Origin of the sequence: Pauljensenia sp. 20925_1_27, from assembly GCF_041432835.1 — a bacterium.
Classification (GTDB): domain Bacteria; phylum Actinomycetota; class Actinomycetes; order Actinomycetales; family Actinomycetaceae; genus Pauljensenia.
Genome location: NZ_JAPWAH010000033.1, coordinates 1 through 12,597, shown reverse-complemented (window position 1 = coordinate 12,597; position 12,597 = coordinate 1). Strand labels below are relative to the sequence as shown.

12 protein-coding genes, 1 tRNA gene and 1 pseudogene are annotated in these 12,597 nt (G+C 63.7%); 4 read left to right on the top strand and 10 right to left on the bottom strand.

Annotated features, from left to right (window positions below; all coding sequences use genetic code 11):
• From O3684_RS10060 to O3684_RS10015, 10 genes and pseudogenes are all read right to left on the bottom strand, one after another.
• Positions 1 to 238 (bottom strand): annotated as a pseudogene (locus O3684_RS10060) (DNA-binding protein); the annotation flags it as partial.
• Between the two features lie 43 nt (positions 239 to 281).
• Entirely contained in the window at positions 282 to 770 is a 489-nt protein-coding gene (locus O3684_RS10055) for a DNA-binding protein (protein WP_500066787.1), read from the bottom strand.
• Between the two features lie 39 nt (positions 771 to 809).
• The gene (locus O3684_RS10050) at positions 810 to 1,280 is read right to left on the bottom strand and encodes a DNA-binding protein (RefSeq protein WP_500066785.1); all 471 of its coding nucleotides are present in this window, start codon (positions 1,278 to 1,280) and stop codon (positions 810 to 812) included.
• Positions 1,277 to 2,590, bottom strand: coding sequence for a C2 family cysteine protease (locus O3684_RS10045; RefSeq protein WP_500066783.1), 1,314 nt, complete (start codon positions 2,588 to 2,590; stop codon positions 1,277 to 1,279). Before O3684_RS10045 ends, O3684_RS10050 begins: the two co-directional genes overlap by 4 nt.
• Before the next feature lie 13 nt (positions 2,591 to 2,603).
• A complete protein-coding gene (locus O3684_RS10040; RefSeq protein ID WP_500066781.1) occupies positions 2,604 to 2,819 on the bottom strand; it encodes a protein HldE in 216 nt (71 codons plus the stop codon).
• 1,091 nt (positions 2,820 to 3,910) lie between these two features.
• Positions 3,911 to 4,129 carry a hypothetical protein gene (locus O3684_RS10035; RefSeq protein WP_007588262.1) on the bottom strand — a complete coding sequence of 73 codons (219 nt, stop codon included), beginning with the start codon at positions 4,127 to 4,129 and terminating at the stop codon, positions 3,911 to 3,913.
• A gap of 332 nt (positions 4,130 to 4,461) precedes the next feature.
• Positions 4,462 to 4,671 (bottom strand): cold-shock protein, encoded by a 210-nt coding sequence (locus tag O3684_RS10030; RefSeq protein ID WP_003791482.1) that lies wholly within the window; start codon positions 4,669 to 4,671, stop codon positions 4,462 to 4,464.
• Positions 4,672 to 4,872: 201 nt separating this feature from the next.
• Positions 4,873 to 5,673 carry an ABC transporter ATP-binding protein gene (locus O3684_RS10025; protein WP_500066778.1) on the bottom strand — a complete coding sequence of 267 codons (801 nt, stop codon included), beginning with the start codon at positions 5,671 to 5,673 and terminating at the stop codon, positions 4,873 to 4,875.
• A complete protein-coding gene (locus tag O3684_RS10020; RefSeq protein ID WP_500066776.1) occupies positions 5,670 to 6,698 on the bottom strand; it encodes a FecCD family ABC transporter permease in 1,029 nt (342 codons plus the stop codon). Before O3684_RS10020 ends, O3684_RS10025 begins: the two co-directional genes overlap by 4 nt.
• Before the next feature lie 87 nt (positions 6,699 to 6,785).
• A complete protein-coding gene (locus O3684_RS10015) occupies positions 6,786 to 7,922 on the bottom strand; it encodes an ABC transporter substrate-binding protein (RefSeq protein ID WP_500066774.1) in 1,137 nt (378 codons plus the stop codon).
• 234 nt (positions 7,923 to 8,156) lie between these two features.
• On the opposite strand from O3684_RS10015, the gene O3684_RS10010 reads away from it, so the two are divergent.
• From O3684_RS10010 to O3684_RS09995, 4 genes are all read left to right on the top strand, one after another.
• Positions 8,157 to 9,089, top strand: a complete 933-nt coding sequence (locus O3684_RS10010) for a 5'-nucleotidase (protein ID WP_500066772.1) — start codon at positions 8,157 to 8,159, stop codon at positions 9,087 to 9,089.
• A gap of 95 nt (positions 9,090 to 9,184) precedes the next feature.
• Positions 9,185 to 11,326: an ABC transporter ATP-binding protein gene (locus O3684_RS10005; protein WP_500066770.1), complete on the top strand. Its 2,142-nt coding sequence runs from the start codon at positions 9,185 to 9,187 to the stop codon at positions 11,324 to 11,326.
• Complete coding sequence (locus O3684_RS10000) at positions 11,323 to 12,198, top strand: energy-coupling factor transporter transmembrane component T (protein WP_500066768.1); 876 nt, start codon at positions 11,323 to 11,325, stop codon at positions 12,196 to 12,198. The genes O3684_RS10005 and O3684_RS10000 overlap by 4 nt, the downstream gene beginning before the upstream one ends.
• Positions 12,199 to 12,321: 123 nt before the next feature.
• Positions 12,322 to 12,405 (top strand) — tRNA-Leu (locus O3684_RS09995).
• The last annotated feature ends 192 nt before the right edge of the window (positions 12,406 to 12,597 follow it).

Sequence of the window (12,597 nt, the reverse complement as noted above, 5' to 3'; positions counted from 1 at the left end):
TGGAGACTTCTCCGGAGATGCTGATGTAGACGGCGCGTCCATCGGGGATGGTTCCCAATTTCCAGGATCGTTGCTTGTCGTATGGGGTGAGGTAGTATTTGCCGGTGCAGGATTCGCCTGTGGTTTTTTCTTTCCAGGGCCAGGCGTAGGCGATGTGTGCGTAGGTCCAGGGGATGACGAACGCCAGGATGAGGACAGCTACAACGATGGCGCGGATGCGTGCGGGTCTGATGCTCATGGGTGTGCTTCTGTGGTGATGGGTGGTGTCATCCGCGATTTTGTTAGGGCTCATCACGGACGGTGAATGCGGGGTCTGGGTCGAAGCAGAATGTTGCTTTTCCTGGGTTGGGGGTGAACCAGACGATGTCGGAGTGGGCTTCCTTGAGGGTGAAGGTGCCGACCCCGTCGACGGTGGTGCTGTCGCCGCGGTGAAGGTCTTTGGCGCCCCCGATGGGCTCGTAGTGTTTGTTGTCGTCGCGTGCTGACAGGCCGAAGGAGCCGATCTTGCGTCCCGTGGAGACTTTCCCTGTCATACCCATATAAATGGTGCGTCCATCGGAGAGCGTTCCCAAGACTATCGGGCGACGCTTGTCGTATGGGGTCAGGTAGTACTTGCCGGTGCAGGCGTCACTTGTGGATTGTTCTTTCCAGGGCCAGGCGTAGGCGATGTGTGCGTAGGTCCAGGGGATGACGAACGCTAGGACGAGGACGGCCACGACGACGGCGCGGACGCGTGCGGGTCTGCGTGTGCGTGCAGGTGTGGTGCTCATGGGTGTGCTTCTATGGTGATGATGGTTGCCAGCATGCTGTCAGACGTAGGGGTTGACGGTAAACGTCGGGTCTGGCGTGAAGCAGAATGTTGCTTTTCCTGGGTTGGGGGTGAACCAGACGATGTCTGAGTGGGCTTCCTTGAGGGCGAAGGTACCGACCCCTTCGATGGTGGTGCTGTCGCCTCGGTGTAGGTCTATGGCCTGGCCGATTAAGTCGTAGTGGTCGTAGCCAGTGAGCGCTGATACGCTGAAGGAACCGCTCTGGCGTCCCATGGAGACTTTTCCTGTTATGCCAACGAAAACGAGGCGTCCATCGGAGAGCGTTCCCAATTTCCAGGATCGTTGCTTGTCGTATGGGGTGAGGTAGTACTTGCCGGTGCAGGATTCGCCTGTGGATTGTTCTTTCCAGGGCCAGGCGTAGACGATGTGTGCGTAGGTCCAGGGGATGACGAAGGCCAGGACGAGGACGGCTACGACGATGGTGCGGATGCGTGCGGGTTTGATGCTCATGGGATACGCCCAACGGTGACATCGCCAAAGTTTGCGTAGAAGTCTTCCCAGCTCATCGTGAAGGTCGCGCCCGTGCGGCTATTACCGCCAACACTGCGATTGTTGTGGCCCCACGGATTTGTGAGGGTGACTCCGTTCTCGTCTGCTCCAACCACCGTATATGCATGTTGGGAGACAATCTTAATTTTCTCGTGACTCCCGTCGGGGGTGGTGACGGTTGTGTCATTTGTTAAGATACTGGATTCTGCGACAACGGGTCGCTTTGCTTGGATGCCGTTGATAGCAGCTTCTTTCATGGCATCTCGATCAAATCCCCCCTTAAAAGTCGGTGTGGCATTCTCGCCGGAGATGTCCTTCATTGTCCAGGCGCTGAAGCTTCCTGACGCCCCCCACGTGGGGAACTTGCCACGCGTTCCTCCCATGTGCGACTGAACGAAGGCCTTTTCGAAGATGGAAGCAATGTCCGCCTGTGTATCGTTTCCATTGCCGTGAACGAGGACGTCCTGCACGAAGACGCGTTGTTGGCCGCCGTCATATCCAGGCAAAGTGACGAAGAATCCGTCGGCTATTCCGTTGGAGTCGTAGTGTACAGTGACGAGACTCGCTAGGTACCTGCGTCCTTCTTTGGTCTGGTTGTAAGCGTTTAGTGAGGCGAGCAAATGACAGTCGCCGATGCGTCCTTGATCAATGTTGAAGAGGGAGTGTGATGGATCCGCCAAATGTGAAAAGATATCTGAAAGCTCTGAGTCGCTTAGGGGACGTGTATCTCCATAATCGAGCGTTTTCTTGCGGCCATCTGATGTTTCCTCATGAATATCCTCGGGCGTGAAGTACAAGGCCTCCCTGAGAATAGCGGCCGTATTTAACGCTTCTTCTGACAGGATATGTTTCGCGTCGTCGTAGGATTTCTGGAGATAAGCTAGTTCGCCCTCAACCTCAGCGTGCTGACTTGATCTGACTTCTGGGGGCATTGCTTGGTACTGCTCCCACAATTCGTCTGCTTGGGCGCGAATGTTGTTGACAGAGCTGATAACCCACTCCAGGGTGAAGTAGTAGCTCTTCAAAGCGTTGGCAGCCTGGAGGCAGCCGTCTTCCCAAATGTTGATCTCTTTTTGTTCCGCTGTTGCACTGTTGATAAAGGCCTCTTTAGCGAGTCCTGTCCAATCCTCACACGTACTGATAGCGCCGGTGAGGCTTGTGCCCAAATCGCGAATATCTCGCCTGCGATTTCTGATTTCGTTTTGGCTCGACCAAAGTGCGCCAAGGTCTCCTGTTACTGCTGGGAAGCGCTGTGAAAACCGTGTTGACATGATTGCCCCATTCCTACAGCTTGGCTCGAAGGGCTGCGAAGAACTCCGCTGCTTCATCGTCGGTGTCTTCGGATGCTTGTGCGGTGGCATGTAGGCTGTCGGAGCATCCATTGAGCCATGTTCGCGTCGTTTGGCCGCGCTTGTTGTACATGGAGACGAAGTAGGCCAGTGCCTCCTCCACAACGGTGTCTCCACAGTCGAAGGAATCATCCGACTTGGTGAGCTCCAAGTCGGACATTCTGTCGGCCAAGCGACTCATAAGTACTGATGCCTCTTGGACATCCGCAGGATTCATCTGAAAATCGCTCATGGCATCCTCCTCGATGTCGTGCTTAACAGAGGGACTTTAGTGGGGGAGAGCACAATATGCAAATCTCGGGTGAAGGGACTATGCGTGTTGCTGTGCTGCCCAGCTGGACATCAGACCGTGGTGCCTCCTGTTGATCCGTTCGGTGTCCGCGCTGTGCTCAGGACGTTGCCTCTGGGCCTGCGGTGGTCCCTAGCCTTCGGAGGCTCACTGTTAGGCCTGACCATTGTGAGTTGGTGTCGCACTCGGCCGCTGTTCCTTGGTGCCCGAGCCTCCCTGTCGGGTGCTGTGGTGCCCGACGCCGGGGCCGATGTGGGGGTTTTGCACTACACGAGGCCCTCTGACGGCGTGTCGCCGGCGTGTCGCACCCTCATGTAGTGCAATTCCCCCGCCTCGCAGGCAGTCTGAAGGCCCCAGCGCACAAAACGCAGACCACCTCGGCGAAAAATGGTGAAAAAGGACTGTTTCAGGTGAAGTGGTCTGTGTTTTGGGCGCTCCCGGCAGCGTGAACTGCTCACGCTCGCATCGACCGGAACGTAGCTGGGTACTCATGTATGCATCGGTGAGGTCCTGGCCTTTCTGCTGCGCACGCGTCGGAGCTCCTGGCCGGGGTTCTGGTGAAGCAGCACGAGTTGTGCGCTCGAAGGGTAACCCTTGAATGTGCACGCAAACCCCTTGATACGCACGTAAACCGCTAGATGTGCGTGCGGGCGGCGCTGCCCACACGCACATCATCGGGTTAACGTGCGAGGTGTCGGGCCCACACGCAGATCATCGGGCCTACGTGCGCCTTCTGGGGCCCGCGCACTGGAGGCGATGCAGTAGGCACATCAATGAACGACACACGACCACCTACAACAGTACGCCCGCGACAAAGCCGAAAAGCCACCACAAAACCAACATGTTTTGTCTTTTTACCCCAGAAACGAAGAAGGCAACGAAAAAGCGTGACACCTCTGCGGTGTCACGCTGGCGGGGGTGGGGCGCGCGATGCTCACGCGCCCCGCATCAGCTCAGGCGCGAGTGCGTGCGATCGAGAGGATCGCGGGGGAGACGATCAGGGCGGTCAGGGCGATAACGACCGCGAAGACGACCGACGCGACCGAGGCGACCTGCAGGGCGGCGAACACGCCGAGGGCCGCGAGGGCGACGATGAGGGCCACGAGCACGGAGGCCGAGGCGGTGGCCTGGGACATGGTGGGAGCGGTTTCAGCCTTGACGATGTTGTTCATGGGGTTCTCCTTGAGAATGTCTTCGCGCGGAAACGCGAAGCGCGCCCCGCACGCCAGCGTGTGTGGGCCTTGTTGGCCCGTGTCGCCCGGGTGAGCGACGGTATTGAAAAAGGGAGGTGACTCGTGGTCGCCCCCCTTGGTGCAGTCACAATGCTACGCCGATTTCACCGATTGGTCTATACCTCGCAATCCCTTGTAAGGCATGGCACAAGTATCGTAAAAACCAGTTAAAACGCAGTTGTGTCACCGAAAAAATTATGTGCGAGATGGGTGAGGAACGTGCCGTTTCATGCAAGTGTGCCCGAGTGGGATCTCCACCCGGGCACACAGTGTCACTCGGCTCGTGCCACATTCATGGCTTGGAGGCCCTTTGGTCCTTCAATCGCCTCATATTCGACCTTCTCGCCCTCTAGAAGAGTGCGTCGCCCAGACTGGCCGATGATGTTTGAATAGTGCACGAAGACGTCGCCGGATTCGTCATCAGGAGTGATGAATCCGAAGCCTTTGGCGTCGTTGAACCATTTGATGGTCCCGGTAGCCATGGGCCCTCCTTCGTGTTCGCCCCAACGCTGGGGCACCGGTCGGTCCCGCCTGCGGAGACCGACGCGATCCCGCCCGCGCGCCCGGCGTCTCTCACGCACCCGCGCGCAGCGTGTGGAATCACATTCTTACGGTACCTCACTTGTTCACAAAATGTGTCTGACCTGCGAAAACGTGATGAAGTAGTTGTCGGTGTGGCGGCGCTACTTGTCTGCGCTCAGGCGAACCGGGACGATCGCCCGCACGTCCTCGCCCTCGAAGTCCACGCTCCCGATCGCCACGTCCACCCCGAAGACGCGAGCGAGGGTCTCCGCGTTCATGACGGAGGAGGCGGGACCGACCACGGCCTCGTGCGTGGAGGAGAAGAGCGCGACCTGGTCCGCGACGCGGAGGGCATGCGCAGGGTAGTGCGTGTTCATGATGACGGCGAGGCCTCGGTCCCTCACGAGGCGCTCGAGGAGTCCCAGGACGATCAGCTGGTTGCGGAAATCCAGGCCGGTCTCCGGCTCGTCGAGCACGAGAACGCGCGGGTCGGCGACGAGGGCCCGGGCGATGAGGATCATCTGGAATTGGCCGCCCGACATGGTCGCGCAGGGCATCTCGGCCAGGTGGGAGGCGCCCACCTCGTCGAGGACGTCACGGGCCATGCGCTCTTCGCGCGCTCCGGGCTGCGCGAGGGTGCGCATGTGCGGGGCTCGCCCGACCATGACCATCTCGAGGCCCGTGAGCGCCACGTTCGATGCGTTGCGGGCCTGCGGCACGTAGGACAGGACGCGGCCCAGCGCGCGGGTCGACATCGACGAAATGGGGGTGCCGTCGATGAGCGTGCGCCCGCTGTCCCACTTCTGCAGGCCGATCATGGTGCGCAGCAGCGTCGTCTTTCCCGCGCCGTTGGGCCCCAGGATCGCCAGGAGCGAGCGCTCGGGCACCTCGAAGGACACGTTCGTCAGGATCGGGGAGGGGGCGCCCGGATAGGTGAAGGTCGCTTTCTCGACGCTGATCATCGCGCTCCCCCCGTCCGGCGCAGCAGCACGATAAAGAAGGGGGCGCCGATGATGGCCGTCAGGATCGAAATGGGGATTTCCGAGGCCGACAGGGATCGCGCGAGCGTATCGATGACGATCATGAGTGCCGACCCGAGCAGCAGCGAGACCGGGATGACCGCGCGGTTGTTCTGCCCGCACAGCATGCGTGCGCAGTGCGGCACGAGCAGGCCGACCCAGCCGACCTGCCCGCACATCGAAATGACCGAGGCCGTGATGACCGTCGAGGCGACGATGAGGATGGCCCGCATGAGGGAGACGTTGACGCCGGCTGAGCGGGCCTCGTCCTCTGAGAGGGAGAGGATGTTGAGCTGCCAGCGCAGCGCCACGATGACGACGACGCCCGCGATGATGAAGGGGGCACCCAGCGCGATCTGGTGGTAGGTGACCGCGGCGAGCGAGCCCATGAGCCAGTAGGTGATCTCCGGGAGCTGACTTGTCGGGTCGGCCGTCAGCTTGAGGAGTGAGAGGACCGCGTTCGCCAGGGCGGACACGATGACGCCGCCGAGCACGAGCGTGATCACATTGAAAGAACCCGTGCGCGTGCGCGAAATCGCCGTCGTGAACGCCATCGTCGCCAGGCCCGCCGCGAGCGCCGCGGCCTGCACACCGATCAGGTTCCAATCCAGCAACAGGGCGATGACCGCGCCGACGCACGTGCCCGCCGCGACGCCCAGGGTGTCCGGCGTGGCCAGGGGGTTGGAGAAGAGCGACTGGAACGAGGCTCCGGCAACCGACAGGCCCCCGCCGATCAGGATCGCGACGATGATGCGCGGCGCCCGCAGGTCAAACACGACAGAGTTGACGCGCGCGGGCACCGCCGCCCCGCCCCAGAACCTCGCGCGCAGCGCCGCAACCACGTCCTCCAGGGACACGGAGAAACGGCCAATCAGCATGGCCGCCGCCGCGCACACGACGATGAGGGCGATCAGCGTGGGGACCACCCACACGCGTAGCCGCCCATTCCTGGTCAACACAGATGTCATGATGTTCTCTCCCCGACGCTCACCGGGCGTCTCACGCATCAGGTGCCCCGGCCTCGTCGATAGGGGAAACGAGGCCGGGGACAGGTATCAGGACGCGGCGTCCGGGTTGACGATGGCGCGGGCCTGCTCGTCCGTGAGCGTGAAGTTGTACATCTTCTGGTAGTAGTCCTTCGTCATGGCTACGAGGTCAACGTCGGAGAACTGCTCCGGGTACAGGGACGCTCCGATCCAGTTGGCGACGATGGGAGCATCCGGGTTCGGGGTGAACCAGTTCCACATGCCCAGGCCGGTGGAGTAGACGCGGCCGGACTTCACGGAGCTGAGGGTGGACAGGTCCACGCCCTCGACCGAGTTCGTCAGGACGGTGTTCGCCGTCATGTTCGACATGCCCTTGCCGGTCACGAGGAGGACCTGGGGGTCCCACGTGAGGACCTGCTCGAAGGTGACGGGCGTGTGCGAGGTGTCGGTGTCGCGCGAGACGTTCGTGTAGTTCAGCGAGTCGGCCCATTCGTTGGTGAACCAGCCGTCCTTGCCGCCCGCGACCGCGAGCTGGCCGTCGGCCGCGCCCATGAGCACCATCGTCGAGACCTTCTGGTCCTCGGGGACCTTCGCGGTGCGTGCGCGGGCGTCGGCGACCAGGTCCTTGCCGAGCGCGATCTTGTCGGCCATGTGGCCATCCTGGTTAAAGACGTCCTCGAGGAGTTCCATCCACTGCGTGTACGTCTCCGAGGGGTTCCCCATCGTCGTGAAGCCGACGGCCGGGATGCCGGCCTTGCGGAACATTTCTCCGTGTTCCTTGTTGAAGGCGTTGTAGAAGACGACGTCCACGTTCAGGTTCAGGAGGGCCTCGGCGTTGAGCTCGCCCTTGTCGTAGTAGCTGGTGTCCACCTGCATCATTTCGGGCGCCATCTCGGCGGCGATCGTCTGGCTCATGGCCTTGACGCGGGCGGCGCTCATGCCCACCAGGTAGGGGGCCTTGCCGTCGAAGTAGGCCAGGTAGGTGGATTCGATGGGGATCTGGTCGATGGCGACGCGGGTGATTGTGGCGGGCAGGGTGACCTCGTTGCCCGCGTGGTCGGTGATCGTGCGCGTCGACGAGGCCGAGGCCTCCTGGGTGGTCTGCTCTGATTGGGCGGTGGTTGAGCCGGAGCCGCCCGCGCAGGCGGTGAGGGCCAAGGTGGCGGTGGCCAGGATGGCGGTCAGTGTGGCGAGACGGGTTTTCATTGGGTCCTCTCGTGTTTTTGGGATCACGAGGGAGATGCTACACAAAATTAGGTGCTCCTCACAAGGGTGAGTGTGGCATTATGACACGGTGTTTTTTCCTTGGATCTTGCGGGGAGCGTTGGTGTGCGAGGCGTGGCCACGGCCTCGTCGATCCCTTCGCGGGGAGCGGGACGCAGATGAGCATGGCCGTTTTTATCCTTGTGCTGATAGGTAGCTGCGTGTGGAAGGAGCGTTATGGCTGCGGAGCTTGATCTGGAGCGTGCCCTCGTCATCGGGGTCGCGTCGAGTGCCCTGTTCGACCTGGAGGAGTCCGACGCGGTGTTCCGCGAGCAGGGCGAAGAAAAGTATCGGGAGTATCAGCGCGACCATCTTGATGACGTGCTCGAACCGGGCGTCGCGTTTCCCTTTATTCGCCGCCTCCTCGACCTGAACGACCTGTCGGATCAGGAACGGCTGGTGGAGGTCGTGATCCTCTCGCGCAACGACCCGGAGACCGGGATGCGGGTCATGCGCTCCGTCAAGCGCCATGGTTTGGACATTACGCGCGCGATCTTCATGCAGGGACGTGCCCCTTACCGCTTCATGAAGCCGCTGCGCATGTCCCTCTTCCTCTCCGCGAACGAGGATGATGTGCGCGAGGCGATCGACATGGGATTTGCGGCGGGGCATGTCATGGGCCACGCGGCCCCCGATGACGGGGACGCGGACCTGCGCATAGCCTTCGATTTTGACGGCGTGCTGGCCGATGATTCGGCCGAGCGTGTGTTCCAGAGCGAGGGGTTGGACGGGTATCAGGAGAGCGAGAGCGCCCTGGCCGAGGTGCCTCTCGACCGCGGGCCAATGGCCGATTTTCTGGAGAAAATCAACCGGATTCAGGGGATCGAGGACTCGAAAAGTGTGGATGATCCGTCGGGGTATCGACGCAGGGTGCACGTCGCTGTGGTGACGGCTCGGAGCGCCCCCGCGCATGAGCGTGCGATCAACTCGATCCGAGGGTGGGGCCTGCGAGTCAACGACGCCTTCTTCCTTGGCGGCATCGACAAGGGGCCCATCCTGGAGGTGCTGCGCCCGCACATTTTCTTCGATGATCAGCGCCGCCACGTGGAAGGCGCGGCGCTCTCCACCCCGAGCGTCCACATCCCCTTCGGTGCGATCAACAGGCAGTAGGCGTTGAGGCTTGTCGCTCGGTGCAGGTCGGTGATTTCGTCGGGTCAAGCGGCCCGGCGGTCGCAGATGTGGGCGGGGCCTGGGAGACTAGACACATGAGCTCATCCGCGCGCGATGCCCGCCGCCTCACCCCCGTCGAGGTGGCGACCGCTGGCGCGCTCTCGGGCCTGGCCGTCACCTTCGGCCTCATCGCCGCGGTCACCCCCGTCTTTCAGCTCTTCTTCCAAGTCGCCACGGCCGTCCCCCTCGCGATGGTCTCCCTCACGCACCGGCCCCGAGCCGCGATCGCAGCCTTCGCCTCGACGATCCTCCTCGCCGTCGCGGTCGGTGGCCTGGCCACGGCTGGCCGCTCCTTCCAAGCCGCCCTCGTCGGCCTCATCATCGGCTTCCTCCACAAGAAACGCGCCTCCTGGCTCTCCGTCTGTGGGGTCGCCGCCGGGCTCGGCATCGTGTGGGGCATCGGCACCGGCATTGCCTTCTGGATCCTGTCCGACCTGCGCACCCTCGGCCTCGAAAGCATCCAAAAGACCCTCGACGGCTTCCTGAAACTCATCGGCCACATCCCCCATTCCAGCGGCTTCGTCGACGCGGGCCACCAGCTCGGCCAATGGTTCGTCGACTGGTGGTGGATCTGGATCCCCATCACGCGCTTCATCGGCGTGGCCTTCCTGGTCCTCGCCGCCCGCTGGCTCCTCGGTGCCATCCTCAGCCGCATCTCCCTCGACGCGGGCTGGGACCCACTCCTGGAGGCGACCGCCCGCTCCGCGCATTCGCGCGCCGAGGCCCCGGCCTCGTCCCCCCTGCCCCTGACCCTCACCGACGTCGACTTCACCTACCCGGGCGCCGACCATCCGGCCCTGAGCGGCGTCACCCTTAGCTTCGAACGGCCCGAATACACCGTCGTCCTCGGACACAACGGGTCGGGCAAATCCACCCTCGCCCTCCTGCTCGCGGGCGCCGAACCCGGCTCTGGGACGCGCCAGGGCGGCGGGGTCCTCGGGGCTGTCGGCGGGACCGCCCTCGTGGGGCAGCGCTCCGAACTCCTTGTTCTCGGACAGAGTGTCGCCGAAGATGTCACCTGGGGCATGAGCGCCACGCAGATCGCCGACCTTGACCTCGACGAGCTGCTCGCCAGTGTTGGCCTCTCCGGCCTCGCCGACGCCGACCCACGCTCCCTCTCCGGCGGGCAGCTCCAACGCCTCGCGCTCGCGGGCGCGCTCGCGCGCTCCCCGCGCCTGCTCATCTCCGACGAATCCACCGCGATGATCGACCGGGTCGGCCGCGCCGAAATGCTCGACCTCCTCGCCTCCCTGCCCGAGCGCGGGATCGCCGTCGTCCACATCACCCACGACCCCGCCGAAAGCGCGCGCGCCGACCGCGTCATTACAATCGACGCGGGGCGCATCGTCTCCGACCGTCGCACGGGGGAGGGGAGCGTTGTCATAGACGGGGTTCGCATCGCCGAGGCCGGGGATCCTCCCGCTTCCCCCGTCCCTGCAGCGTCGGGCCTGTCTGCGTCTGCCGCGGCGGGCGCGCCCGCCCTCATCAACGCCGACCACCTGTGGGCGGACCGCGTCGCGCACACCTACGACCTCGGCACCCCCTGGGAGAAGCCCGTCCTGCGCGACGTCAGTCTGATCCTCGACCCTGGGCAGGCGATGCTCATCACGGGGGACAACGGCTCGGGCAAGACGACGCTGTCGCGCGTCCTCACCGGCCTGCTCGTGCCCACCTGGGGGCGCGTCACCCTCGGCGGGCGCCCCATGGAACGCTGCGTCGGTGACGTCGCCCTCTCCATGCAATTCGCGCGCCTCCAGCTCCAGCGCCCATCCGTGCGCTCCGACATCCTTGCCGCCGCTGGCTACGGTCCACGCGTCGGCACCGGCTCCGCACACCGCAAGGGGGCGATCAGCCGCGAGGTGGGCGACCGCATCGTCGCCGAGGCCGTGGAACTCGTCGGACTCGACCCCGCCCTGGCCTCGCGCGGCATCGACGACCTCTCCGGAGGACAGATGCGCCGCGTCGCCCTCGCCGGCCTGCTCGCCTCCCACCCGAGTGTCCTTATTCTCGACGAACCCATGGCGGGACTCGACGCGGCCTCGCGCGACCTGCTCATCTCAGTCCTGGCCGAGCGGCGCCGCGCGGGCCTGTCCATCCTCGTCATCTCTCACGACCTCGAGGGCATGGACTCCCTGTGCGACACCCACGGCCACCTTGCCGAGGGGGTGCTCTCATGATCGAACCCCACTCCGCCTGCGGGGCGACCGGTCCCGGCGGCGGCGCCAGCGAGGGCCGCTTCTCGAGGACCCCTCCCGGCCTCGGCGAGGAAACCCCGCGCGCGAAGCCGAGGCGCGGCTCTGGCTTCACCCTGCCTCGGCCCCTGCCCTGGGCGACGCCGCTGTCGCGCGCCTGGCCCGGCACCCTCATCGCCTGCTGGACCGTGCTCACCACCTGCGTGATCCTCTCGCCGCGCTGGTCGACGCTTGCGATCGTCGGTGGCCTCATCCTCGTTGCGTCGCTGATTATCCGCCTGCCTCTCAGCGTTGCGCCGCGTCCACCCCTGTGGATGATCTCCGGATTTATTGGCGGCTGTATCGGCGCGTGGCTGGGCGATGGACTCGAGCTGTTCCTGCGAGTCTCCACCCTGGCGCTCGTCGTCCTGTGGGGTTCGGGCCTCATTGCGTGGGTGACGCCGACTGCGGCGCTCGCGGCCGCGCTGCGTTTCTTCCTCACCCCGCTGCGGCTCCTGGGAGTGCCAGTCGATCAGTGGTCGCTCGTCATGGCCTCCGCCCTGCGAGGCCTGCCGATGCTGCGCGACCAGGCGCAGGCGGTGCTCGATACCGCCAAGCTGCGCCTTGGTCAGGATGTGGCCACCCTGTCGCTGCGCGGCTACGCGCGTCTGAGCGTTGATGTCATCACCGCGATCCTGTCCGCTACGTCGCGCGGTGCCGCCGAAACCGGGCGGGCCATGTCCATGCGGGGAGCCATCGAGGCGCATGATGGCGCGGTCCGTGGCGCGCGCGTGCGGCTCGGCTGGGCGGATGTCGCTGTCATCGCTGCGAGCCTGTTGGGTGTCGCAGGCATCGTTACGTGCAGGTTGATGCTGTAGCTTGCCACTGTTGTTTTCGTTGAGATTGCAGTGTTGTGTGGGTGGAGTGTGGCTTCTTGTGCCCTGGGTCATACGGTGTTGATTTGACGTGGGGGGTGTGATGCCCCTATTCTTTCTGGGTACGCGCGAGTGGCGGAATAGGCAGACGCGCACGGTTCAGGTCCGTGTTCCAGTGATGGAGTGGGGGTTCAACTCCCCCCTCGCGCACGATGAAACCGCAGATCCTTCGGGGTCTGCGGTTTTTGTTCTGTAGGGTTGTTGCTTGTGACCCCACGGGTGTTCCGGGCGTCGCAGCCTGGCCCTCCGCTCCCTCCGGCGCCATCCACACCAGTGGGGCCTGGTCGCGGTATGGTGCGAGTCCGGGTTATAGGACACTACGTGTTGCTGGAAGGGTGACTT